The following is a 24830-nucleotide window of genomic DNA, read 5'->3' as shown; positions in this document are numbered from 1 at the left end:
GAGGCACCACGCTGTAGGCTCGGCACATGGCTGATCTGCGGCGTCGGACGTTTGTCTTTCGCACGCTGGTTGGTGCGGCTGCCGCGGCGGCCGTTGGAAATCTCGGCGCCGCGTGTTCGCCCGGCGCCGAGCGGGACGGTACCGCCGGTGGCGGTGCCAAGGGGGATGCAGTGAAGCGGCACAAGTACCAGTACGGCGAGGACGCCAGCCAGTGGGGCGAGCTTTTCCTGCCGGAGCTGCCGCCCGGCGCCGAGCACCGCGGCGTGGTGGTGGTGATCCATGGCGGCTACTGGCGCTCGCAGTACGGCGCAGAGCTGGGGGAGCCCATCGCCAAGGACCTGGCCGCCCATGGCATGGCCGCCTGGAACCTTGAATACCGCCGGGCCGGAAACGGCGGCGGCTGGCCAAACACCTTCATTGACGTGCTGGCCGGTATCGACAAGCTGGGTGACCTCGCGGCAAAGCATGCCCTGAACCTGGGTCCGGTGGTGGCGCTGGGCCATTCAGCCGGCGGGCATCTGGCCGCCTGGGCTGCCGGCCGGGGCAAGCTTGCCCAGCTGGGAATGCCGGATGCTGACCGCCAGGTGCCCCGCACCTCAGATGCCTCCGCGGTGCACCTCACCGGAGTGGTCAGCCAGTCTGGCCTGCTCAACTTGGCCGAGGCGGAGAAGCTGAACCTCAGCAACGGTGCGGTGAGCAACCTCCTGGGCGGGTCGTCGTCGAAATATCCGCACCGCTACAAATACGCCGACCCCATGACCGTCCTTCCGCTGGCCGTGCCGGTGATCGCTGTCCATGGATCGGAGGACACCACGGTTCCCTTGGGCCAGTCCGCGTCCTATGTGAACGCCGGAACCACAGCAAACATGGAGACCCGGCTGGTGAGGGTTCCCGGGGACCATTACGCCCTGATCGACCCCAAAACGCCTGGTTACCGGGCGTGCCGCGAGCTTGTTCGGTCCCTTTTGCGTTAGATTCGGCGCTCCTGGGTTAGATTCGGTCCCTCAGGGTTGGAACTGCTCAAAAATACGTTCGCAATATCTAGACATTGGACGTCCCATCTCCTGTACCCTTGAGATGTAGGACAAGTCGCGACCCCTAAGCGCGGCAAGGAGGAGACCCACGTGGCCATCGCATCGCAAGAAGTATCGCCCGCCCGTTTCAGTGCGCAGCTCCGTTCGCATGCCCTGCAGACGCGGATCATGGACCTCATTCTGGACCGCGGCCTTGACGTCGGTGACGCGCTGCCCACCGAAAGTGAGCTCTCCGCCGAGCTCGGCGTGGGCCGCAACACCGTCCGCGAGTCCCTGAAAGTACTGCAGGCACTGGGCGTCATCGAGATCCGGCATGGCTTTGGCATGTTCGTTGCACCCAACAACTTCAGCGCCCTGGTGTCCGGCCTGACGTTCCGCGGCCGGCTGTCCCTCCGCCACAAGGGCGAGGAAGCCATGGAGCTCATCGATGTGCGCCAGGCCCTTGAGTCCGGGCTGATCGGACCGGCCATTGACCTGCTCACCGACGAGCACGTGGCTGACCTGCGCTCCACCATGGAAGCCATGGAGGACGCGGCCAAGAAGGGGGAGCCGCTGCATGAGCACGACGCCGAATTCCACCGCCGCCTGTACGCCCCCCTGAACAATGAGCTGCTCATCAACCTCATGGATGTGTTCTGGCAGGTTTACCGCAAGATCCACCTGGCCATCGGTACCGGTCCGGTCAACCTCGAGCAGCAGACGCAGGACCACTGGGACATCTTCGAGGCCGTGTCCAACAAGGACAAGGCACTTGCGTCCGAACGCCTGCAGCGCCACTTTGACGGCATCCGCCTGAAACTCAAGGACGTCGCGGCCGCCTAGCCCGTATTCCCCTAGTCCGCCCGCGCCCCGGGCGGACTTAGCCCTGCCCTTTTCGTAGAGAGTGCCCTTGTTGTGGAAATTTTCGTTGTGCCTACCGCCTCAGCCACCGGTTCCGTAGCCGCCGGGATCCTCGCTGCCGTCATTCGCAGCAAGCCCGACGCCGTCCTGGGCGTGGCCACGGGCGGATCGCCGCTGCCCATCTACGCGGCGCTCGCCAACCACCGGCTCGACATGTCCTCCGTCCGTGCCTTCGCCCTCGACGAGTACGTGGGCCTGCCCGCCGGACATCCCGAAAGCTACGCCGAAGTTGTCCGGCGCGAAGTGACTGGGCGGCTGCATCTGGATCCTGCCAACGTTGCCGTGCCGGACGGAAGCGCCGCGGACCCCGAGGCCGCAGCCGCTGACTACGACGCCGCCATTGCCGGCGTTGGCGGCGTCGACGTGCAGATCCTCGGCATCGGCCACAACGGCCACCTGGCCTTCAACGAGCCCGGCTCCGCCCTGGACTCCCGGACCCGCGTGGAAGTCCTCACGGAACGCACCCGCGAGGCGAACGCCCGCTACTTCAGCACCCCGGAAGAAGTGCCGCTCCGCTGCATCACGCAGGGTCTGGGCACCATCTTGGAAGCCCGCCACCTCCTGCTGGTGGTCAACGGCGCGGACAAGGCCGGCATCCTGGCCGCCGCCCTCAACGGGCCCGTCACCGCTGACTGCCCGGGGTCGGTCCTGCAGCTGCACCCGCACGTGACGGTGGTGGCTGACGAAGCCGCAGCCTCGCAGCTGGCGCAGGGGAGCGGGCAGGTCGCCGTGCGCGTGTCCGGGGCGGCCGCGAGCGTCTAGGGCTTGTTGGTTGCCCTAGCGTTCCTATTGCGAATCTGATGACTCAGGAGTGTGCCGAGTAGGGTCAGCGGGACGAGTCCCCTGCAACGGCCTCAACTTCGCCGGTACGGACAACGCTCCCCCAGAGCGCAGTTCCACCCAGCTGCCAAATGAGCTGATCCCAGTCTTCGGTTGCCTCGTCCACGGTTCCGGCAGCCCTCAGGAAACCTGTTCGCGGGTCATCCCGAAAGGAACCTGGTCTGACAGGGTTGCGGTGTAGCGGCCCGGCGCGACGCGGGTCACCAGGATGCCGTGCGTGCCTGTGAGGAGGGCGACTTCCTGAAGGCGCCGGACGGCAGCATCAAGCTCTTCGTCCAGAAGGTGCCGGCTGGCGACATCTATTTCAATGCGGTCTATGGGGGTAGACATATCGGTTCCTTGTTAATAGTTGGGGCAGGGTTCTTGGTTATTCAGGCTTGACTGCGGAAACGGGGACCGGGCGGTCCTTGGCTTGGTCCGTCGTCCCTGCGGGTGCCTGGGATTCCGAAGTGGCCGGCGGGGAGGTCCTGAGCTTGAAACGCTTCCCGATGGTGCTGCCGCCGCCACCGCTGCGGTTTTTGTTGAAGATATCGAAGCCGACCGCCAGCAGGAGGACCAGGCCCTTGATGAGCTGCTGATAGTCAGTGCCGAGGCCCAGGATGGACATGCCGTTGTTCAGCACGCCCATGATCAGGCCACCGATCATGGCGCCGGCCACCGTGCCGATGCCGCCCTGGACGGCCGCGCCGCCGATGAATGCAGCGGCGATGGAGTCGAGTTCGAAGCCGGTGCCGCCGGCTGGCTGTGCCGAGTTGAGCCTCGCCGTGAACACCAGCCCTGCCAGGGCCGCCAGTACGCCCATGTTGACGAAGAGCCGGAAGGTGACGGCTTTGGTCTTGACGCCGGACAGCTCCGCGGCATGCAGGTTTCCGCCGATCGCGTAGGTGTGGCGGCCAAAGACGCTGTTGTTCATGAGCGCCGTGTACACGATGACCAGGACGGCCAGCACTATCAGGACGATCGGCGTGCCCCGGTAGCTGGCGAGGAGGAACGTGATGATCAGCATGAGCAGGGCGACGAACGTGGTCTTGGTGGCGAACCAGGCCATGGGTTCGTTTTCGAGGTCGAACTTCTTGCGGATGCGGCGTTCCTTGAGTGCCTGGATGAGCAGTGCAACAGTGGCACCCACGCCCAGGATGACGGTCAGCCATTCCAGCACCGATGTTCCCCCGGAGATGTCCGGGAGGAAGCCGCCGCCGAGGGCGCGGAGTTCGGCCGGGAACGGGGTGATCTGCTGGTTCTTCAGGGTGATCAGGGTGAGGCCGCGGAAGATCAGCATGCCTGCCAGCGTGACGATGAACGCCGGGATGCCGACATAGGCGATCCAGTATCCCTGCCAGGCGCCGACGAGCGCTCCCACCAGGAGGCAGGCGGGGATGGCCAGCCACCAGGCCCATCCCCAGTGGACCATCATGACGCCGGCGACGGCACCGATGAACCCGGCGATCGATCCCACCGAGAGGTCGATGTGGCCGGCAATAATCACCATCACCATGCCGATGGCGAGGATGAGGATGTAGCTGTTCTGGACCACCAGGTTGGTGACGTTCTGGGGCTCCAGCAGGATGCCGTTGGTCAGTATCTGGAACAGCAGGACGATCAGGATCAGGGCAACGAAGATGCCAACCTGCCGGAGGCGGCTTGTCAGGAAGCCGAGGGATTCTCGTAGGGCGGACATGGTCCTATTCCTTCTCTTTGGTCATGTAGTGCATGAGGGTTTCCTGGGATGCTTCGGCGATGGGCACCTCGCCGGTGATATGGCCGGCCGACAGGGTGTAGATCCTGTCGCAGATGCCGAGGAGTTCGGGCAGTTCCGAGGAGATGACAATGACAGCTTTTCCCTCCGCCGCGAGCCTGGCGATGATCGTGTAGATCTCGAATTTGGCGCCGACGTCGATCCCGCGGGTGGGCTCATCGAGGATCAGCACGTCCGGGTCCGAGAACATCCACTTGCTTAGCACCACCTTCTGCTGGTTTCCGCCGGACAGTTTGCCGGTGATGGCAGCAACTGAGGGCGCCTTGATGTTCATGCTCGTGCGGTAGCCGTTGGCCACCACCGTTTCCCGGTTCTTGTCCACCCAGCCGCCCTTGACCAGCTTGCGGAGCGCGGCCATGGAGATGTTCCGCTGGATATCCTCAATGAGGTTCAGGCCGTAGTGCTTCCGGTCTTCGGTGGCATACGCGATCCCGTGCCCGATCGCCTGAGACACCGTGGAGGTGTTGATTTCCTTGCCGTACTTGTACACCTTCCCGGACACCGCCGTGCCGTAAGTGCGTCCGAAAACGCTCATGGCCAGCTCGGTCCGGCCCGCTCCCATCAGGCCTGCGAGGCCCACCACTTCGCCCTTGCGGACGTTGAGGCTGGCGTTGTGCACCACCATGCGTGTGTGGTCCTGGGGGTGCCTGACGGACCAGTCCTCGATCCGCAGGACTTCCTCCCCGATCTTCGGGTCCCGGTCCGGGTAGAGGCTTTCCAGGTCCCGGCCCACCATGCCGCGGATAATCCGTTCCTGCGTGATCTGGCCTTCATCGAGCCGGAGCGTCTCGATGGTTTTGCCGTCGCGGATGATGGTGACGGCGTCTGCGACTCTGCGGATTTCGTTGAGTTTGTGGCTGATGATGATGCTGGTGATGCCCTGGCCCTTCAGATGCAGGATCAGGTCCAGGAGGTGGCCGGAGTCCTCGTCGTTGAGCGCAGCGGTGGGCTCGTCCAGGATGAGGAGCTTGACTTCCTTCGAGAGCGCCTTGGCGATTTCCACCAACTGCTGCTTGCCCACGCTGATGTGCTGGACCGGTGTGATGGGGTTTTCGCTCAGGCCCACCCTGGCCAGCAGCTTGGCGGCCTCCAGGTTGGTCTTCCGCCAGTCCACCCAGCCGTTCTTGGCCTGCTCGTTTCCGAGGTAGATGTTTTCGGCGATCGAGAGGTAGGGGCTCAGGGCGAGCTCCTGGTGGATGATGACGATGCCGCGTTTCTCGCTGTCGTTGATGCTGGAGAAGTTACAGGGCTCGTTTTCGAAAAGGATGTCCCCGTCGAAGGAGTTGTGCGGGTAGACCCCGGACAGGACTTTCATCAGGGTGGACTTGCCCGCCCCGTTCTCTCCGCAAATGGCGTGGACCTCGCCACGGTTCACGTCAAGGGTGACATCCTGCAGGGCCTTCACGCCCGGAAAGGTTTTGGTGATTCCTCGCATTTGAAGAATGGGTGTGTTCATCGTCAATTCCCACTGACTGGTTGGAAAACTGGACCGGCCTGCGGCTGCAGGGGTCTACGGGAAGGGGTTGCGGCCAGGCCGTGCGGCCGGCCGCAACCCCGCAAGATGGTTACTTGACGTCGGCGTCGGTGTAGTAGCCGGAGTCGATGAGTTCCTTCTTGTAGTTTTCCGCAGTGATGATCAGGGACTTGAGCAGGTAGGCCGGAACCACCTTGACCTTGTTGTTGTAGGTCTTGGTGTCGTTGACCTCCGGCTCCTGGCCCTTCAGCAGGGCGTCGACCATCTTCACGGCCTGGGAACCCAGCTGGCGGGTGTCCTTGAAGATGGTGGAGTACTGCTCACCGGCGATGATGGACTTCACGGAGCCCTTCTCAGCGTCCTGGCCCGTGACGACCGGCAGGTCACCCTTGGCGTAGCCGCCGGTGCTGGTCAGGGCCGAGATGATGCCGATGGAGAGGCCGTCATAGGGGGAGAGCACACCGTCGAGCTTGGTCCCGGAGCTGTAGGCCGCGGTGAGGATGTCCTCCATCCGCTTCTGGGCAACGGGGGCCTGCCAGCGCAGGATGGCTGCCTGCTCGAACTTGGTTTGGCCGCTGGGGACCTTGAGGGTTCCGGCGTCCAGGTACGGCTTCAGCGTGTCCATGGCGCCGGTCCAGAAGAAGTTGGCGTTGTTGTCATCCGGGCTGCCGGCGAAAAGCTCAACGTTGAACGGGCCCTTGCCCTCCACCTTCTTGCCGCTGGCATCAACCAGGCCCAGCCCGGTCAGCAGCGACGTTGCCTGCTGCACACCCACCGTGTAGTTATCGAACGTGGTGTAGAAATCAACGTTCGGCGTGCCGTTGATGAGGCGGTCGTAGGCGATGACCTTGACGTTCTGCTCCTTCGCCTTGGCCAGCACATCGGTCAGGGTGGTGCCGTCGATGGCGGCGACAATGAGCGCCTTGGCACCCTTGGTCAGCATGTTCTCGATCTGCGATACCTGCGTGGGGATATCGTCGTTGGCGAACTGCAGGTCAGTCTTGTAACCAAGTCCCTTCAAGGACTTTTCCACGTTTCCGCCATCGGCGATCCAACGCTCGGACGTCTGGGTGGGCATCGAAATACCCACCAGGGATTCACTGGGATTCGCAGCGGCTTCCGGGGTGGCTGTTCCGCCCCGGCTTCCGCACCCTGTGGCACCCACAGTGACTGCGAGGACGACGGCGACGGCGCCCAGGAATTTCCTAATTCTCACGATTTCTCCTCCCGCGGAAGCTTGTCCGCGAAGTGGTGCTGGGTCGGCAGGCGTCTGCGCTTGCCGGTGGAGCGGTACTGCTTTGGTGTGCAGGGCCCGAGCCCTAGACACCTGAATGGCTACCAACACAGGCGCGGAGTTCAATGTGCCGGAAGCCTAGTTCCGTCTCCTTGTTGTTAGCGCTAACAACAAGGTTATTGCAGAGTTGGATGTGAGTCAAATCACTTTTATTGGTGAGCGTCAACGCCGGGCGTCTCCACTCGGAACTCCGAGCGCCAGTGGCGGATTTCGTCGATCCGGCGCGGGCCGTCAGCGCGGAGAGAGCGTTCGCCTCGATCCCGAGCCGGGATGCGATTCCCCCGGGCGCAGACCCATCACGACCAAAGCTAGCGCAACGCCCGTTTGCGGCAGCGGCTCCAATGCACCGTATGAGGTTCCCCTTGTCAGTCGCGCCATGATGAATTGCAGCAAGGTCGGTCACTCGTCTTCTGGTCGAGCTCGATCGAGCCAGTCGCCGAACAACGCTGCGAGTAGTTCGGGCCGCTCGTGCATGAGCGCATGGCCGGCGTCCTCGATGACAGCCAGGGTGGCGTGCGGGTAGCACTCGAGCAATTCGGCCGCGTCGGCATACCCGACGACCGAATCGCGTCGTCCCGCCACGACCAAGGTCGGCGCAGAGAACGCGGTCGACCCGACGTCCACCGTCCACCCGGCGAAGATGCGCCCCAGCGCAGCCTCGTCCACAAGCGCCGTACTCGGCGCAACGCGGTCGCGGTACCGGCGAGCCGTGGCCTGTGTGCGCAAGACAAAGTAGTCCTCGAACCCCGCCCGCTGTGCAGGGTCGAGTTCGTCGTACGCGTCGGCGTCCTGGCGGACCACCTCGTGGCCAGGCACGCTTCGCGACCGCTCGGCGACGGGGCACAACAACGCCAGACCGAGCACAGTGTCTGGTCGCCGTGCGGCCACTCCACGAGCCAGGTAGGCGCCGTAAGAGTGCCCGAGCAGCATCACCGGTCCCGCGCCCAGGTGATCGATGAAATCGCCGAGCAGCGTCACCACATCGTCGTTGCAGGTCAGGCCGTCGGCCGTCGAGAGGCCCATCCCCGGCAGATCCGGATAGATCCGCCGGTATCGCGTGTCGGGAACGATGGCCTCGATCGCCGCCTCGATCTCGCGATGATCAACACCGGCGCCGTGCAACGCCACGAGCGGCACGCCGACGCCATGCTCGACGTAATGGACCAGGGCTTCGTTGATCCGGCACTCCATACCGACACCCTAATCGATGCCGACGACGCGAACCACGCGAGGAATAGCCGGTTGAGGATCCCTTTCGTGCACTCGAGCTTGTCCGTTCCGGGTTCCTCTATCGGGACTCCACAGCATGTCCAGCTAGTCCATGACTGCGCCGCGTGATGCCCGCCCCTGCGATCAGGCCCGAGGTGCAGCAGAGTGGTTCGATTGAGGCCGATTAGTTAGGGCGAACCTGGAGTCTTGCGTGGCTCCCCATCGAGGCAACAACGGCTGCCACGGCGGCGGCCAGGGCTGGGACGTAGAACCAGCCGATGCTTGCGGAGCCGATGACTACGAAGACAACAAGAGCGACAGTAGTCGCGACCGACACAGGAGTCCGCGCACGCCCTCGTAGCAGGAGAGGAAGCGCGGTCAGGGCCACGGGGATGAGCAACGACACGAAGATAGACGGCCCTACTGTCTCAAGCAGGGTCGGATGACTAACCTGCTCCGGCCCACCAGACGCTAGTTTTACCTGGGTGTACATGGGAATCAGTAAGAGAACCAAGGACGCAACTATCGCGAGTGAGACAGCAAGGACCTGGCGAACATTCCAAGAATCCAGATGACGTTTCATATGACTCCCCAGCTGTAGCTGTGTAGGTCAACGAAAGCACCGTTGGGGTGATTCCACTAGATGACGGTTGGGATCGAACAGAACGTCCCGGAAGCCCCGACTGCGGCTCACCCGCTTCGCCCATAGTGCTTGCAATCTACTACCGCCAGCTAATACCGTCTCGAGAAGGGGTTGCAAACCACAGGCGGAAGGCAATTCATGCTGAAGGAAGTCGCTGAGGGCGTTCTGGTTCACGAGAGCGAGTTCATCCAGAGTAATTCCGTTGTCGTGCAGGGCCGGGACGGTGTGTTGCTCGTCGACCCCGGTATAACGGTCGACGAAATGGCGGCCCTCGCGAACGACCTCCGCGAGTTGGGCCAGCCCGTCGTGGCAGGCTTCTCGACGCATCCTGATTGGGACCACGTGCTCTGGCACGCGAACTTCGGCGACGTGCCCCGTTACGGTACAGCCCGCTGTGCGGCCTCTATCCAAGATTTGCTGTCGAACGTGGATTGGAAGGCCCGCATAGCCGAGGGGCTCCCGCCGGAGTACGCCGAGGATATCCCGATGGATCTGCTCGGTCTCATTACCGGTCTGCCCGCCGATACTGCGCAGATTCCTTGGGATGGCCCCACAGTCCGGATCATTGAGCATCAGGCCCATGCCCCAGGCCATGCGGCGCTGTTGATCGAGGAGCGCGGCGTCCTCGTCGCCGGCGACATGCTTTCTGACATCCTGATGCCGTTCCTCGACCTCGAGGTCGCGAATCCGATCGAGGACTACCTCGCCGCGTTGCGACTGTTTGACAGCGTGGCCGACGACGTTGATGCCGTCATCCCCGGTCACGGCTCAGTCGGCGGAGCTGAGCAGCTACGAGCCCGTATCAAACAGGATCGCGCGTACGTGCAGGCCCTGCGAGACGGTGGTGTTACTGACGACGCGCGGGTCGGTCCATCGGCCACGTTGGATTGGCTGCCCGACGTGCATAGATGGCAACTCCAGAGGCTCGCCCAAAGAGAACAGAACGAGACGCCCGAATAGCCGTCGCATCCCGGGCGTCTCGGGGTGTCCCGACGACGGCCCGCCACCTGACCTGACCTGGCCTGACCGAATGTCGCAGAATCCGTTTAGGCCGCAACGAAGAGTCGAATGGCTCGCTGCGGATTGATGGCGGATCCGTCAGCCATCTCGAAGAAGTAATTACACTGCCACTGCTGGGATTTTTTCGCCTGCCGATTCGTCGTAGCTGACCACGGCGGATAGACGCGGAACCCTCGCTTGCCTCCGGCGCCGCCCACGGACACGACGCCATGCTTGACGAGCGCCGCCTTCGGAAACGCGAATGCTCCGACTCGGGAATCCTCCCGCACGCAGATCACCAGCACGTCGCTGTACTCCTCCGCAGGCAGAGGTTCGGTCGACCCATCGAGAGAGCGCCGCCACACTGTCACGAACAAGCCCACCTTCGTCGGGGTCAGCTTTCCGACCCTGAAGCGAACCGGAGACCGACGGATTTCTGAGATCGCGGCACCGTACTCAGCGTTGTCGGCCTCGACTTTGGCGGGGGAACAGACGAGGCCGAGGTCGCCGAGAACCCTCATCACCATGGCGACATCCGGATGGACCTGAACACCAGACATAGCACTCCCATCGAAACGAATCCCCGACAGGAGCGACGGGGCAGCACACGAAGAGCTCAGCCCTCACCACCCCGACGATATCCGCACGTGCATGTCTCACGTGCACGTCTTTCGGAAAGAGGATCCTGGAAACGAATCCTCTGATTCACAAACAACCCCCAAAGGGTCGGTTTGAAGGCTCTAAACGGGACATTCTGCGGAACGCCATGCTGGTCTTTGCGGCACGTTGAACGCGCTTGGAATTCGCGCTACGTGAGCTCCACCAGCCCAAGGCATTCGATCACAACGTGTTCAGGCTGCCGGGGATCGTCACCCCAAATACGAACCGGAAGTTCCCCTGTGAGGGTCCTGATGCCGGCGATGCGGTCCAAATAGACAGTCTCGATCTCAACAAGCCTGCGGCTCGTCGGAAGGATGCCATCGAAAAGCAGGATGATTTTGGACGAAGAGGGGGCTTCGTGAGTGATTCGGAGTTCAACGTCACCGTCTACGTCGTGTTGGACGGCAAGGGCGAGCATGCTCTCACTTTGCCAAATGTTGGCTATTCCGTCGATGTCCGGAACGTTGGGGTCGTCTTCGGTTATCAAGAGCATTAAGGCATTCGGATATGCCGCAGTGGTCTTAAGTAGCGGACTCATATCGGGTGGCTCCCTCACTGTGAATGGTCAGCCCCAGCCTATGGACCCGGGGTTGACCGCAGCTGTACCCATGTCTTCTGGACTGTGCCGTCCCGTAACGGGGCTCCTGTGCTCTTTCCGTTGTCTCTTTGCGTATTACTCCTAGAGGTCCGCGACTTATCTAATTCCACTCCGAATAGACAATCTCGATTGTGGTTGCTTTCTCGGCCGGCCGTCCGTAAATCAGCGCGTAACGCGAGTACGGCTCCGGCCGTCCGTCTCTCGTGAAATGGTGGTCCTCCCAGCGAAGGAAAACCTCGAATGGGTGGCCGTCTGCGTTCTTCGCCGCCCATTCGATGACGTCCGTGACCTGCTCGGCCTCAGTCACATCCCATTCATCCACGTACCAGGCGAAATGCGGTGCAGGCGGCGGGGTCCAGAATCGAACTCTGTAAATCGGCGCGGAATCACCACCCCCAACGGAATCACTCGAATCAGCCCGGACGCTACGCATGGGCCGAGCCTACGCCCAGGGATGAGTCTGAAGAACGGCCAAGGCCTGGTCAGGCCTCGGCCTGCGGCAGCACCAGCAGGTAGCCCGCCGGCAGATCGCTGCTCCAGCGTCGCGGCTCGCGGACTACGAACTGCGGCGCCAGCTGCTCGGGGCTGAGCAGGCTGTTGGGCGCAGGCGATGGACCCCACTGCCCGCTGCCGTGCGGGTAGAGCGGATCCAGGACGCGGACGCCGGTGACCGAGAACTCCGGGAACTGGTCGGGATCGCCGAGAGACTCAAACCCGCTCATCACCCACGCGTGGCGACCGCTCCACATGACCAGCCCGACCGGCCGGCCCGTTTCGGTGATGGCACGCGCCGCCGTTTGCAGTGCGTCCTTGTAGTCGGCGATGCTGACAACGGCGTATGGCCCCATCCCGACGTCGGCCAGCACCTCTGCCCAACCGAGCGGATTTGCACCGTTGAACGAGTTGGACGAACGTGCCCGGGCCCTCTCCCACAGGTCGCCCTGCTGAGCGCGATCGGCCCACGTGCCGCCCCCCGTGTCATCGATGAGGTTGTGCGCGATCTGGATGCTCGCCGCAACACACCAGTCGAAGGTGTACTGCGGCACGAAGTCCCCCTCCTGGTAGAGGTTCAGGGCAAACGCCTGGGGCACCGCCGTTGGCGTGGGAACCGGCGTCGGGGTGGGGGCCGGAGTCCGGTGAGGGGTGGGGGCGACGTCGCCAGCGGCTGGCCGGGCCGAGGACGTCGCTATCGGTCGATCAGTGGCGGTCTCGTCAAAGCCGATCGCGGGCGCGCACGCCGTGAGGAGCATCGTCAGGGCGACGAGCCTAGCCAGAAGACGGGCAGGGGCACCGGTCATAATCGAAAGTCTAGCGCGATGTGGCCAGGTCCTGACCGGGACTATAGGCGCCGTTCGCAGGGCGACTGTTGCCCGCCGTCGTTCACCTGGGACGCCTCCTGAAGGAGAAACGCCCGACGGCGGTGGCCGGGCGGGGTGCCTTGCGCCAGGCCCGGCGGTCCAGCGCCACAGTGGCCAGAACCGCGAGGACGACGACCACGAAGTAGATCAGCTCCGCGCGGCCGGCGCCGGCGCCGGCGAAGCCGAAGGAACCCGTCGTGAAGGTGCCCTGGCTGTTGTGGAACAGGAGCGTCAGCAGGACGCTGCCGCCTGTGCGGTTGAAAAGCCACACGTAGAGGAAAGTGATGGCGAACGTCGTCGGCAGGCCGATCAGGCTTAGCCCGCCAAAGAGGACCAGCGGCAGGTGCCACATGGCCACGAGGACGCCGAGAATGGCTGCGGACAGCAGCGGCGGACGGGATGCCTGAAGCAGCGGCAGGGCGTAGCCGCGGAACCCGGGTTCTTCGCCCAGTGGTCCGTCCATCGGATTGACCAGCCGGACGGCGAAGACGGTAAGCAGCCCGCTCCACGTCAGCTGTGCGAGGCCCGGAGCGGAGGCCCCGAGCGCCATGGTGATGAGCCCCGTGACCAGGACAAGGACGGCGGGGAGGAGAAGCGCGACGGCGTACCAGACCCACCCGACGCGCCACCGGATGAGTCGCCGTCCCCAGGCAAGGAAGCCAGGGCGGCCCTCGGCCAGGGCGATGACGATAATGGCCGCAGCAAGCGGGCCTATCGGCAGGAATTCCATGCGGGGAATCAGCCCTGACGCGTAAGCGGGCCACGATGCCCAGGAAATCGCGTAAGTCAGGACAAAGAATGCCAAAAGCCTGTGGTGCCTTAGCCAGCCAGTGGAACGGCGCATGATGGCTCCAAACAGTCACTGCAAGGTGCTCCAATTGTCCGCCCTTGCAAGCGTGCGCGCCAGTGCTGGACGCATCCCGGCAGCCCGTCACCCTGGATGGTTTTTCGTACATATTTTGCCCGGGTCAATTGGCGTGCATGTCATTGGCCCGCCGCCTGCAACTTGGCAAGATCATACGCAGTCGTGGATGTGTCCCCACTCACACCACGTCCACTCCCCGCCCCGTTCTGCGTCATTGTCGACGCCGATACGTCCTGTCATTGCCCGTGCCGGTCCGAACATAGGAATCCCATTGCTGCAATCAAGTGTTGTTCACACGCCTGACGCCCCGGGGCTGCCCGTGCTGTCCCAGGCCGTCGCTACTGACCAGTTCGTCCTGACATCTGGGCAGGTTGGTCTTGACCCCGTCGAAGGGGCGGTGCCGGAGTCCTTCACGGAGGAAGTCGGGCAGGCCTGCCGCAACCTCCAGGCAGTCCTCCGGGCAGGAAACTGTTCCCTGGCGGACGTGGTCCGGACATTTTGTGTTCTGACCGATGCCAGCCAGCTTGCCGAATTCAACGCCGAATACATCCTCTGGTTTCCGGGAGACAAGCCGGCCCGCACCACGATCGTGGCTGGCCTCGTCGGACCCTTCAGGGTCGAAATCGAGGCCACGGCCCTGAAAAACGACGGATGAACACCCCACTTCCTGCGGTGGTTGTGGTGGGTGCCGGCGTCATTGGCCTCACCACGGCACTTGTGGCAGCGCGGGCGGGCCACAGCGTCACGGTCGTGGCTGCGGAAGGCCCCGAAGAGACGGTTTCCTCGGTGGCCGCCGCGATCTGGGCCCCCTACCATGCAGAGCCAGCCTCGTGGATTGAACCCTGGGCGGCCACTACCTTCGAGGCACTCGCCGAAATTGCTGCCACGACGCCGGACGCAGGCGTGCAGATGCGTGAAGGAGTCGTCGTTCACCGTGCGGGAACCGCGCCGCTGCCGTGGCCGGCGACTGTTGCCGGCAACCGACATGCCCGTGCGGACGAGTTGCCGGATGGGGCCACCGGCGGGATGGTCTGCACCGTGCCGATCGCCACCATGTCCATGTACCTGCCGTGGCTGCAGCAGCAGTGCACGTCGCTGGGAGTGACGTGGGAATGGCGTGCGGTACAGTCCCTCGCCGAAGTGGCCCGCGAAGACACGGTGGTTGTCCTGGCAACGGGGCTGCAAAGCCATGGCCTGCACCATGACGACGGCCTCTACCCTGTCCGCGGGCAGGTCGCCCGCGTCGGGAACACGTCGGTAAAGCAGTGGATCATCGACGACGCAAACCCCGCCGGATCCACCTATGTCATCCCTCGCGTCGATGAGGTGATCTGCGGCGGAACCGCCGAGATTGGAGCAACGAGCCTGCTGCCGGAACGGGCAACCGAGCACAGAATCCTGGACGCTGCCCTGAAGTTATCCCCGGCTCTCGCGGGCGGAAAGTTTCTGGGCAGCAGGGTTGGACTGCGCCCCGGGCGGCACCTCATTCGCCTGGAACTCCGGGACGAAGAGGACGGCCCGGTCATACACAGCTACGGTCACGGCGGTTCCGGCGTGACAGTTTCCTGGGGCGTCGCCTACGCAACCCTGGCTCTGATCGGCAAGGCGGCGCCGCCGTCGTCGTCGCAACAGGGAACGGTGACGCGGCCCCTCTAAGCGGCCCGCCACCAAAACACACCGTTAGCCCGCCGAAGAGCCAGGCCCCACCGCCGTGGCCTGGCTCAAACGCGCCTAATTAGCGAAAAGGAATCATCATGAAAAAACTCACCACCGCCCTGTCCCTCGTGGCAGTTGCCGGCGCGCTGCTCACCTCGGGCTGCGCGAACAATCCCGCGGCCGAAGCGTCCAAACCCTCCGAAAATGCTCCCGGCGCAGTAGCCCCCAGCACTCCGATCGCGACGACCACAGATGACCGGATAGCGGCGCTGCTGCCCCAGAGCATCCGGGATAAGGGCGAGATCAAGGCGGCGGGCAACATCCCCTACCCGCCCTACACAATGTATGACACGGACAGCAAGCCGACCGGCTTTGACTATGACTTGTCCCAAGCCCTGGGGCAGAAACTCGGCATCCCCGTGTCCTTCAACCAGCAGGCGTTTTCCACCATCATCCCGTCTCTGCTGTCGAAGAAGTTCGACGTCATCCTCAGTGCCATGAATGACACGCCGGAACGGCAGAAGACCCTCAACTTCGTTGACTACACGCACGGCGGTTTCATCATCCTGGTCAAGAGCGGCAACCCCGACGGTGTTAAGGCCCTCCTGGATGTGTGCGGCAAGACCGTATCGGTGCAGAAGGCAACGGTCCAGGGAGAACTCCTGCGGGGACTCGAAACCCAGTGCAAGGAAAAGGGCCACGACGGGGTCCAGGTCCTGGAATTGCCGACGGATCTGGACGCCCAGACGGCCCTGCGCGCGGGCAAGAGCCAGGCCTATGTGGTGGATGCGCCGGTAGCCGAGTACGTGGTCAAAACCGCCGGCGACGGCAAGGCTTTCGAGCTGGTCCGCGACGCCGAGTTCCCGGCCGGCTACTTGCCGGTGTTCAGCGGCATGGGCAACCTCAACACGGATCCGGAATTCACCGAGGCATTGCGGGCAGCCTTTCAGGCCCTGATTGACGACGGAACGTACAAAAAGATCCTGGACCGGTACTCGTTGACGTCCTACGCGGTGGATTCGGCCGCCGTCAACCAGGGAAAGTAGAGCCGCGATGACCTCCCCGATTTCAACCGGGACCGCACCCAGAGTCGCCCCGGCGGCAGACGTGACGGCGATCCCTTTGCGACGGCCGTGGCGGTGGATTAGCGCAGTGGTACTGCTCGGCGTCGTCGGCCTGTTTACGCAGTCCCTGCTGACCAACAAGAACATCGAGTACCCGGCCATCGGGCGCTATCTGTTCGACACCCACATCCTGGCCGGTGTATGGCTGACGCTGGTGCTGACCGTACTTTCCATGGTGGTTTCGACGCTGCTTGCGATCCTCATCGCGGCGATGCGGCTCTCAACCAACCCGGTGCTGTCGACCCTGTCGTGGCTCTACGTCTGGTTGTTCCGTGGCACGCCGCTCCTGGTGCAGATTGTCCTGTGGGGCTACCTGGGCCTTCTGTACAGCAGGCTGTCCGTCGGAATTCCCCTGACCGATATGGTCTTCTGGTCCGTGGACACCAATTCCCTGATCACGGCGTTCGTGGCCGGCTTCCTGGCCCTGACACTGAACGAGGCCGCCTACTCGTCCGAAATCGTCCGCGCCGGCATGCTCTCCGTCGATGAAGGCCAACGCGAAGCAGCATATTCGCTCGGCATGTCACCCCTCTACACCTTCAGCCGGATCCTCCTGCCGCAGGCGATGCGCGTCATCATCCCGCCCATGGGCAACGAGCTCATCTCCATGCTCAAGAACACCTCACTGCTCTCCGTCATTGCCGTCCTGGAGCTCTACACCCAGGCGTCACTCATTTCCTCGCAGAACCTCAAACAGGTCGAACTGCTGGCGGTGGTAAGCATCTGGTACCTGTTTATGACCAGCGTGCTGTCCGTCCCGCAGTACTACCTGGAACGCCGCTTCGGCCGGGGCGCCTCACGGACCCTGCCACCCACCCCGCTCCAGCGTTTGCGCGCCATGGTGGCGGACCGGACCCGACCCACCGAGACCCCGCAGGTGAAGCCTTGATACGAGAATCATCCCCATCCCCGACGCAGCAGTCCGTAAAGCCGCTTGTGCGCATCGAGAACGTCCGGAAGAGCTTCGGCAAAAACGAGGTCCTCAAAGACATCACCCTCGACGTCAACGCGGGAGAAGTGACGTGTCTGCTGGGTCCCTCCGGCTCCGGCAAATCGACGCTACTCCGCTGCATCAATCACCTGGAAAGCATCGACGGCGGCCGGATCTACGTTGACGAAGACCTGATCGGTTACCGGCAGCAGGGCGAGAAGATTTACGAGATGCACCCGAAGGAAATTGCCAGGCAACGCCGCAACATCGGCATGGTGTTCCAGAAGTTCAACCTCTTCCCCCACAAGACGGCCATCGAAAACATCACCGAGGCCCCCACCGGGGTCAAGGGGCTGCCGAAAGCGGATGCCCTTAGGCGGGCCATGGAGCTTCTGGACAGGGTGGGGTTGGCCGACTGGGCCGGCCACTACCCCGCACAGCTCTCCGGCGGCCAGCAGCAACGCGTGGCCATTGCGCGGGCGCTGGCCATGGATCCAAAGCTGATGCTCTTCGATGAGCCCACATCCGCCCTGGACCCTGAACTTGTGGGCGACGTTCTCGACGTGATGCGCTCCCTCGCATCCCAGGGCATGACCATGATCGTTGTCACCCACGAAATAGGCTTCGCCCGCGGAGCCGGCGACCAGGTCGTCTTTATGGACGGCGGGGTTGTTGTCGAGCAGGGCGACCCTGAGCAGGTCATCAGCGCGCCCCGGCACGAACGGACGAAAGCATTCATCGAAAGCGTCCTCAAGTAGCCGTAGGGCCAGCGGGGAGGTGCCGGCTACGGCCGGTACCTCCCCGCTGGAACGCGCAATGGCTACGCTTTCGGGTACCCCGAAATCGACGGAGCCTTCCGGCGCGACAACGTGGTCAGGGGGTACAGGGCCAAAAGGACCGCGGCCGCGTCCCGCGGCTTCTGCAGGTTGAGCCCCGTGTATTTCTCGAACGTCGAGAGCCGGTTCACGATCGTATTGCGGTGGCAGCCCAGCAGCGCCGAGGTCTCCACCAGGCTCCCGGAGTCGAGGAAAGCGGATACGGTCTCCAGGAGCCGCTCCCGTTCCCCCTCTGAGCAGCGGCGCAGATACGGATACACCAGGTGCGCCGGGTCGCACCCGACCTGGGCGAGGCGGTGATGCGTGACGGATTCCCACCGGTCCTGCAGCCGGAAAATGCCGGTGCCGCCCATGGGAAGGTCGGTCATGATTTCCCGCGCGGCAATCACTGCCATGCGCACGCCCGCGAAACCATAGACCGGGGGCGCCACCGCCGCGGCGATGCCGTCGAACACGGATCTTTCCTCGAAGCTAAGATCGGTCCGGCTTGATGTCCGGCGTTGCAGGATGATGAGCGTGTGATGGCCCTGGTCAAAAGCGAAGGCCCGCTCGTCCCACTTTGCGTGCAGGTTAAGGCGCCGCTGAACGGTCAGGCTGTCATCCCGGCTGACGGCGGCGACAAGGAACTCGGCATCCGCGTTGATCCTGAGCGCGCCCACGATACGGGCCATGTCCGGTGGTGACGGCTCCGCGGCGGCGAAGAGCCGCGTCAGATACTGGTGCTGCAGGTCCGCATCTGCTCTTTCAAGGTCTTCGTACTCAACGAGGTAGCTTTCCCTGACACGTGTGGCGAAAATATCCACGACCTGCCACACAAGTTCAGTCCGGTGCACAAGCAGGCCCGGGCTGGCGCCCAGCGACGGCGCCGACAGCGCCTCCCACAACAAAGAGAAGTCGGTCCGGATGGCCCGGACGAGGCTCTCCAGCGGCACGCGCTGCCGTGCCCGTCTGGCACCCAGTTCGGCGGCCAGGGATTCCAACGCCTTCAGGTCAGTTCCGTCCCTGGCCAGGCCCTTAAGCATCGCGCGAAAAGAGTCCTCGCTGCTGCTTCTCAGGTCCTCCATGGTCAGTCCGGATTCCGAGTAGGCCGGATCCACAAGGATCCTGCTGAGGAAATTCTCCGCAAGTTCGGGTACCTGGCCGCTGAGGACCCCAATGATCCGTTGCCAATCTGCGTCGTCGGTCAAGATCGCCTTTCTGGAATTGTCCTGCATCCAGCATGTATCCCCGCCGCCAGAATTCCACTGTACGTTCGTACATTTTCTGCCTCCCGTTCTTCCCCTACCCGTCATGGTCCCGCGCCCGGATCCTTGAAAAAATCAATACCTGTCGCCCAGTGGCGGCAATCACACTTCAGGAGTTTTGCATGAACGCAACAGACCTGGCCCAGGAACGGCCCCGGGCCGTCCGCCCGGACGAACAGGCGGGATACAAGAAGGGCCTGTCCAACCGGCAAGTCCAGATGATCGGGATCGGCGGCGCCATCGGCACCGGCCTGTTCCTCGGAGCCGGAGGCCGGCTGGCTTCGGCGGGCCCCATCCTGCCCGTCGTCTACGCCGTCTGCGGCATCTTTGCCTTCTTCGTCCTCCGGGCCCTCGGCGAACTGGTCCTGCACCGACCCTCCTCCGGTTCGTTTGTGTCATACGCCCGGGAGTTCTACGGCGAGAAAGCGGCCTACGTTTCAGGCTGGGTCTACGCCATCTCATGGGCGCTGACAGCGATCGTGGACATCACCGCCATCGCGGTCTATTTCCACTACTGGACTTCGTTCAGCAGCGTCCCGCAGTGGGTCCTGGCACTTGCTGCGCTGGCTGTGGTCACCGCCGTCAACCTGATCTCCGTGAAGGTGTTCGGTGAGCTCGAATTCTGGTTCTCCGTGATCAAGGTCGGCGCCCTCGTGATCTTCCTGCTGGTGGGCGGCATCTTCTTTGCCGGCAATTTCCCGGTAGCCGGCCACAGCCCCGGGTTCTCCCTCATCACAGACCACGGCGGCCTGCTGCCGAACGGCCTGCTTCCTGCCGTGGTGATCGTGCAGGGCATTGTGTTCGCCTACGCGGGCATCGACCTCATCGGCGTCGCCGCCGGCGAAACGAAGAACCCCGACAAGGTGATGCCCAAGGCCGTCAACGCCGTCATCTTCCGCATCGCCATCTTCTATGTCGGAGCCACGGTCCTCCTCGCCCTCCTGCTGCCCTTCAACGCCTACAAGGCCGGCGAATCGCCCTTCGTCACCTTCTTCGCAGCCATCGGCGTGCCCGGCGCCGGCGACGTTATGAACTTCGTTGTGCTGACGGCGGCCCTGTCCAGCCTCAACGCCGGGCTGTACTCCACGGGCCGGATCTACCGTTCGATGGCACAGACAGGCGCCGCCCCGAGGTTCATGGAGAAGATGAGCAAGGGCGGCGTGCCGTACGGGGGGATCCTCTTCACCGCGGCCATCACGCTGCTCGGCGTCGGGCTCAACGCGGTGGTGCCGGCCATGGCGTTCGAGATCGCCCTGAACGCGACAGCACTGGCAATCCTGTGCACCTGGGCGACGATTATCCTCTGCCAGCTCAAGCTGTTCCGGCTCGCCCAAAGAGGAGTCCTGAAGCGGCCTTCCTTCCGGATGCTCGGTGCTCCCTGGACCTCCTACCTGACCCTCATTTTCCTCGGCGGGGTCCTGATCCTTATGCTCTTCGACTTCCCGGTGGGGACCTACACCATCGCCTCCCTGGCGATCTTCATTCCCGCGCTCATTGCCGGCTGGTTCGCCGTCCGCAAACGTGTCAACGAGCTCGCCCTCGTCCACCCCGGCAGCCACACGCTGCCAGTCATTTCCAGCCCGGCCCAAACCAACAAAACGGAAAGCAGCCTCCCATGAGCACCTCCTCGATCACCACCGGCACTGCCACCGCTGACGCCGAAGCCTTCCTTCGCGATTTCCGCAGCCTCTCGGCAATCGGCGAAACCCCGGGCCACGGGGTGGACCGCCAAGCGGCGACGGCGGCCGACGCCCAGTCGCGTACCTGGTTCACCTCTCTGGCCGAGCAGTACGGATTCCGGACCGAAGTTGACCGGATCGGCAACGTGTTCGCCCTCCTGGAATGGACCCCCGGCGCTCCCTACGTACTGGCCGGTTCCCACCTGGACAGCCAGCCAACGGCAGGCAAATACGACGGCGCCTATGGGGTCGCCGCGGCCCTGCACGCCGGTCGTCGGCTGGCCGAGACCACCAACCCCGACGACGCTCCCAAGTACAACCTGGCCATCGTGGACTGGTTCAACGAAGAAGGCTGCCGCTTCGCCCCATCCATGATGGGCAGCAGCGTCTACACCGGCAAGCTCCCGGCCGGCGAAGCCCTGGCCGTCACGGACAACCACGGCATCACCGTGGCCGAAGCCCTTGACGCGATCGGGCACCTCGGCTCCGGCACCGGTCCCCGGGCTGCCGCCTATGCCGAGATCCACATCGAACAGGGCCGGTCCCTGGAGGACTCGGGCACCACGATCGGCCTCGTGCATTCCTGCTGGGCGGCTGTGAAGTACACGGCGACGGTTCACGGGGAGCAGGCACACACCGGTTCCGCCGTTATTGCCGACCGCAAGGACGCCCTGCTCGGTGCCTCGCACCTGGTGGTGTTGCTCCGCGAGATCGCCAACGCCTTCCCGGGCGCCGTCCTGCATACGTCTGTCGGCCAGCTGAGCGTCTACCCCAATTCACCGGTGGTCGTCCCCAGCAGGGTGGACCTGGTGATGGACCTTCGCAGCGCGGACGAGGACGTGCTCGCATCGGCCCGCCAGCTGCTCCGCGAAGGCATCGCACGGATCGAGCAGGAAGCCAACGTCACCATCGAAACTGCGGAATCCCATGCCTGGGGCGTGCTCCCGTACCAGCCCGCCGGCGTGGACCTCGCGCGCGACTGTGCGCAGAAGCTGGAACTCACCAGCGCGCCGGTCTTCACGCTCGCGGGCCACGACTCCATCAACATGAAGGACATCGTTCCCACCGTCATGCTGTTCGTGCCGAGCGTTGACGGAATCTCCCACAACGAGAAGGAATACACGCACGACGACGACGTCTGCGCCGGCGTGGACCTGCTCACCGAAGTCGTCGCCCGGCTCTGCCGGGGAGACCTGGACGGCGCACAGTGAACACTGCTCCACGCCCGGAGCTGAGGGTCGCGGTCCTGCAGGCCACCGGCCTGGTCAATTCGGCAGCGGAGAATCTCCGGCGCCTTTCCAGCCAAGCCCGTGAAGCGCGGCGGCGCGGTGCCGATCTGCTCGTCACCCCGGAACTCTTCGTCTCCGGCTACGCACCCACCCTCGTCCACACCAAGGACGGCACGGTCCACCGCGAGCAGCTGGCCGCCATTGCCCGGGAGTACGCCATCGGGCTGGTGGCATCCACAGTGGAGCACGAAGGAGGACGGCACTACATTTCGGCGTCGTTCTTCAATGCCGAGGGAACCGAGCTGACCCGTTACCGCAAGCAGAACCTCTTCGGAAGCAGCGAAAAGTCGGTTTTCACTCCCGGGGCCGATGCACCGGCCATCGTGGAGTTCCACGGAGCCAACGTTGCCTTGGGCATCTGTTTCGACGTCGAATTCCCCGAGTTCGTGCGCGCAGCCGCCCTCGCGGGCGCGGAGTTGCTGTGTGTGCCCACGGCGGTTCCGCTCCGGGAATCCGACAGCACCGGCGCGCAGCCGTTCGACACCCGGTTGATCCCCTCTATGGTGGTTCCCACCAGGGCTCTGGAGAGCCAGGTCTACATCGCCTATGCCAACCATGCGGGCCCGCACTTCGCAGGCTTGAGCACCATCGCCGACCCGTACGGACGGCACCTCTCAGCCGCAGCGGCAGACGGCGAACTCATCGTCGCGAACATCAACCTCAATACACTCAGCCAGGCCCGCAGGGATACCGACTACCTGTCCCGGTTCGCCCCGGGCACCGAAGCCAACACCAACGAAGGACACCAGTGAGCATCGCAGCCACAAGCACTCCGACTGCACCCAAAGTCACCATGCTGAACCCGGACTTCCCGTTCCCGTACGACGAATACCTCGGCCACTCCGAAGGCATCGGTTCCGTTCCGGCGGACATGTACGGCGCAGAGGTAGCCGTCATCGGCGCCGGGCTCTCCGGGCTCGTCGCCGCCCATGAGCTCATGAAAATGGGCCTCAAACCGGTCATCTATGAATCCTCACGGATCGGCGGCCGCCTGCGGGCCGGCAGGCCCGACGGCCAGCCCGGCCCCGTCGCGGACCTGGGCGGCATGCGCTTCCCGCGCTCTGGAAAATCCTTCTTCCACTACGCCGACATGCTGGACATCGAAACCCAGCCGTTCCCCAACCCGCTGACCCCTGCGGCCGGAAGCACCGTGATCGAGCTCGCCGGCAGGGCCTACTACGCCGAAACCGCCGCGGACCTTCCGCAGTTCTTCGCAGATGTCGCAGCAGCCTGGGACGACTGCCTCGAAGAACGCGCACACTTCTCCGCCATGCAGGAAGCCATCCGCACCAGGGACCTGGCCACCATCAAGAAGCTGTGGAACGAGCTGGTTCCCCGGTTCGACGACGTCTCGTTCTCCGGTTACCTGGCCACGTCCAAGGCGTTCTCCGCCCTGCCCTTCGAATACCGTGAAGCCTTCGGGCAAGTGGGGTTCGGCACGGGAGGCTGGGACACCAACTTCCCGGACTCCTTCCTGGAGATCCTCCGCGTTGTCTATGTGGACGCCGACGCCGACCAGCACCGCATCATCGGCGGTGCCCAGCTCCTCCCGGAGCGGCTCTGGAACCACGCCCCCGACACCATGGCCCACTGGCCGGCGGGCACCAGCCTCGCCTCCCTGCACGGGGGCAACCCCCGCGGCGCGGTCACTTCCGTCAAACGCATCCTCAACAGCGACGGAACCCCGGGCGACATCGCCATCACCGACAAGTGGGGCGGCACCGCGCACTACCCCGCCGTCATCGCCACCTGCCAGAGCTGGCTGCTCTCCGCACGGATCGACGTCGATGAGTCGCTGTTCAGCCATAAGCTCTGGACGGCCATCGAGCGCAGCCACTACCTGCAGTCATCCAAAACGTTCGTTGTTGTTGACCGTCCGTTCTGGAAGGACATTGACCCGGAAACCGGAAGGCAGGTCATGAGCACCACGCTCACGGACCGCCTGACGCGGGGGACCTACCTGCTGGACAACGGCCCGGGCCAGCCGGCCCTCATCTGCCTGTCCTATACATGGAACGACGACGCCCTCAAATGGCTCCCCCTGGACGCTGACGAGCGCGTGCGCCTGATGCTGCATTCGCTCAAACAGATCTACCCAACGGTGGACATCGCCTCGCACATCATCGGCGATCCCATCACCGTCTCCTGGGAAGACGACCCCAACTTCATGGGCGCCTTCAGCGACAACCTGCCCGGCCACTACCGCTACCAGGAACGCCTGTACACCCACTTCATGCAGGAGGGGCATGAGCCCGCACACCGGGGCATCTACCTGGCCGGCGACGACGTCTCGTGGACCGGCGGATGGGCCGACGGCGCCGTCACCACCGGACTCAACGCCGTCTGGGGCGTCATGACGCAGCTCGGCGGCAAGACCCAGGCCGGAAACCCCGGCCCGGGCGACCGCTTCGAAGAACTCAAGCCCATCCGCTTGCCCTAAG

General features: G+C 64.0%; 24 protein-coding genes. 13 read left to right on the top strand and 11 right to left on the bottom strand.

Annotated features, from left to right (window positions below; genetic code table 11):
- The first annotated feature begins 26 nt into the window (after positions 1-26).
- The 3 genes from AU252_RS09345 (at position 27) to AU252_RS09335 (ending at position 2696) form a co-directional block, all read left to right on the top strand.
- Positions 27-974, top strand: a complete 948-nt coding sequence (locus tag AU252_RS09345; RefSeq protein ID WP_430929475.1) for an alpha/beta hydrolase — start codon at positions 27-29, stop codon at positions 972-974.
- Positions 975-1130: 156 nt separating this feature from the next.
- Positions 1131-1856: a FadR/GntR family transcriptional regulator gene (locus AU252_RS09340; RefSeq protein ID WP_058932858.1), complete on the top strand. Its 726-nt coding sequence runs from the start codon at positions 1131-1133 to the stop codon at positions 1854-1856.
- A 72-nt stretch (positions 1857-1928) separates the two neighbouring features.
- Complete coding sequence (locus tag AU252_RS09335; protein WP_058930471.1) at positions 1929-2696, top strand: glucosamine-6-phosphate deaminase; 768 nt, start codon at positions 1929-1931, stop codon at positions 2694-2696.
- 198 nt (positions 2697-2894) lie between these two features.
- On the opposite strand, the gene AU252_RS09330 is transcribed toward AU252_RS09335, so the two are convergent.
- The 5 genes from AU252_RS09330 to AU252_RS09310 form a co-directional block, all read right to left on the bottom strand.
- Positions 2895-3104, bottom strand: a complete 210-nt coding sequence (locus tag AU252_RS09330) for a hypothetical protein (protein ID WP_056347896.1) — start codon at positions 3102-3104, stop codon at positions 2895-2897.
- A 37-nt stretch (positions 3105-3141) separates the two neighbouring features.
- Positions 3142-4452 (bottom strand): multiple monosaccharide ABC transporter permease, encoded by a 1311-nt coding sequence (mmsB, locus tag AU252_RS09325; RefSeq protein ID WP_058930470.1) that lies wholly within the window; start codon positions 4450-4452, stop codon positions 3142-3144.
- Between the two features lie 4 nt (positions 4453-4456).
- Positions 4457-5986: a multiple monosaccharide ABC transporter ATP-binding protein gene (gene mmsA, locus AU252_RS09320; protein WP_058930469.1), complete on the bottom strand. Its 1530-nt coding sequence runs from the start codon at positions 5984-5986 to the stop codon at positions 4457-4459.
- Positions 5987-6095: 109 nt separating this feature from the next.
- Positions 6096-7220: a multiple monosaccharide ABC transporter substrate-binding protein gene (gene chvE, locus AU252_RS09315; protein ID WP_205630658.1), complete on the bottom strand. Its 1125-nt coding sequence runs from the start codon at positions 7218-7220 to the stop codon at positions 6096-6098.
- Between the two features lie 477 nt (positions 7221-7697).
- Entirely contained in the window at positions 7698-8489 is a 792-nt protein-coding gene (locus AU252_RS09310; RefSeq protein WP_058930468.1) for an alpha/beta fold hydrolase, read from the bottom strand.
- Positions 8490-9288: 799 nt separating this feature from the next.
- Between AU252_RS09310 and AU252_RS09300 the strand changes: the two genes are divergently transcribed.
- A complete protein-coding gene (locus AU252_RS09300) occupies positions 9289-10110 on the top strand; it encodes an MBL fold metallo-hydrolase (protein ID WP_058930466.1) in 822 nt (273 codons plus the stop codon).
- 86 nt (positions 10111-10196) lie between these two features.
- Here the strand turns inward: AU252_RS09300 and AU252_RS09295 are convergent, their stop codons facing one another.
- The 5 genes from AU252_RS09295 to AU252_RS09275 all read right to left on the bottom strand — a co-directional run bounded on the left by AU252_RS09295 (position 10197) and on the right by AU252_RS09275 (position 13609).
- Positions 10197-10709 carry a MepB family protein gene (locus AU252_RS09295; protein WP_058930465.1) on the bottom strand — a complete coding sequence of 171 codons (513 nt, stop codon included), beginning with the start codon at positions 10707-10709 and terminating at the stop codon, positions 10197-10199.
- Between the two features lie 248 nt (positions 10710-10957).
- The gene (locus tag AU252_RS09290) at positions 10958-11347 is read right to left on the bottom strand and encodes a hypothetical protein (RefSeq protein ID WP_157768964.1); all 390 of its coding nucleotides are present in this window, start codon (positions 11345-11347) and stop codon (positions 10958-10960) included.
- 160 nt (positions 11348-11507) lie between these two features.
- On the bottom strand, positions 11508-11714 hold the full coding sequence (locus AU252_RS09285) for a hypothetical protein (protein ID WP_058930463.1): 207 nt from the start codon (positions 11712-11714) through the stop codon (positions 11508-11510).
- 175 nt (positions 11715-11889) lie between these two features.
- Positions 11890-12705, bottom strand: coding sequence for a hypothetical protein (locus AU252_RS09280; RefSeq protein ID WP_058930462.1), 816 nt, complete (start codon positions 12703-12705; stop codon positions 11890-11892).
- Positions 12706-12787: 82 nt separating this feature from the next.
- A complete protein-coding gene (locus AU252_RS09275; protein WP_083510328.1) occupies positions 12788-13609 on the bottom strand; it encodes a CPBP family intramembrane glutamic endopeptidase in 822 nt (273 codons plus the stop codon).
- 292 nt (positions 13610-13901) lie between these two features.
- Here AU252_RS09275 and AU252_RS23845 point away from each other — a divergent pair, with 292 nt between their 5' ends.
- The 5 genes from AU252_RS23845 (at position 13902) to AU252_RS09250 (ending at position 18099) form a co-directional block, all read left to right on the top strand.
- On the top strand, positions 13902-14285 hold the full coding sequence (locus AU252_RS23845; RefSeq protein WP_058930460.1) for a RidA family protein: 384 nt from the start codon (positions 13902-13904) through the stop codon (positions 14283-14285).
- A complete protein-coding gene (locus tag AU252_RS09265; RefSeq protein WP_058930459.1) occupies positions 14282-15286 on the top strand; it encodes an FAD-dependent oxidoreductase in 1005 nt (334 codons plus the stop codon). Before AU252_RS23845 ends, AU252_RS09265 begins: the two co-directional genes overlap by 4 nt.
- 98 nt (positions 15287-15384) lie before the next feature.
- Positions 15385-16332: an ABC transporter substrate-binding protein gene (locus AU252_RS09260; RefSeq protein WP_058930458.1), complete on the top strand. Its 948-nt coding sequence runs from the start codon at positions 15385-15387 to the stop codon at positions 16330-16332.
- 7 nt (positions 16333-16339) lie between these two features.
- Positions 16340-17299 carry an amino acid ABC transporter permease gene (locus AU252_RS09255; RefSeq protein WP_058930457.1) on the top strand — a complete coding sequence of 320 codons (960 nt, stop codon included), beginning with the start codon at positions 16340-16342 and terminating at the stop codon, positions 17297-17299.
- A gap of 47 nt (positions 17300-17346) precedes the next feature.
- The gene (locus AU252_RS09250) at positions 17347-18099 is read left to right on the top strand and encodes an amino acid ABC transporter ATP-binding protein (RefSeq protein ID WP_276203742.1); all 753 of its coding nucleotides are present in this window, start codon (positions 17347-17349) and stop codon (positions 18097-18099) included.
- A 62-nt stretch (positions 18100-18161) separates the two neighbouring features.
- Here the strand turns inward: AU252_RS09250 and AU252_RS09245 are convergent, their stop codons facing one another.
- Positions 18162-19364 (bottom strand): helix-turn-helix domain-containing protein, encoded by a 1203-nt coding sequence (locus tag AU252_RS09245; RefSeq protein WP_157768963.1) that lies wholly within the window; start codon positions 19362-19364, stop codon positions 18162-18164.
- Between the two features lie 179 nt (positions 19365-19543).
- Here AU252_RS09245 and AU252_RS09240 point away from each other — a divergent pair, with 179 nt between their 5' ends.
- From AU252_RS09240 to AU252_RS09225, 4 genes are read left to right on the top strand one after another with little or no spacing between them, the layout of a single operon-like run.
- Positions 19544-21040, top strand: a complete 1497-nt coding sequence (locus tag AU252_RS09240; protein ID WP_058930455.1) for an amino acid permease — start codon at positions 19544-19546, stop codon at positions 21038-21040.
- Positions 21037-22311 (top strand): M20 family metallo-hydrolase, encoded by a 1275-nt coding sequence (locus AU252_RS09235; RefSeq protein WP_058930454.1) that lies wholly within the window; start codon positions 21037-21039, stop codon positions 22309-22311. Before AU252_RS09240 ends, AU252_RS09235 begins: the two co-directional genes overlap by 4 nt.
- Complete coding sequence (locus AU252_RS09230) at positions 22308-23141, top strand: nitrilase-related carbon-nitrogen hydrolase (protein WP_240484358.1); 834 nt, start codon at positions 22308-22310, stop codon at positions 23139-23141. The genes AU252_RS09235 and AU252_RS09230 overlap by 4 nt, the downstream gene beginning before the upstream one ends.
- 41 nt (positions 23142-23182) lie before the next feature.
- Entirely contained in the window at positions 23183-24829 is a 1647-nt protein-coding gene (locus AU252_RS09225; RefSeq protein ID WP_083510572.1) for a flavin monoamine oxidase family protein, read from the top strand.
- The last annotated feature ends 1 nt before the right edge of the window (position 24830 follow it).

This window comes from Pseudarthrobacter sulfonivorans (genome assembly GCF_001484605.1).
Classification (GTDB): Bacteria; Actinomycetota; Actinomycetes; order Actinomycetales; family Micrococcaceae; genus Arthrobacter; species Arthrobacter sulfonivorans_A.
The sequence above is the reverse complement of the archived record's forward strand: the minus strand, read 5'-3'. Positions and strand labels throughout refer to the sequence as shown.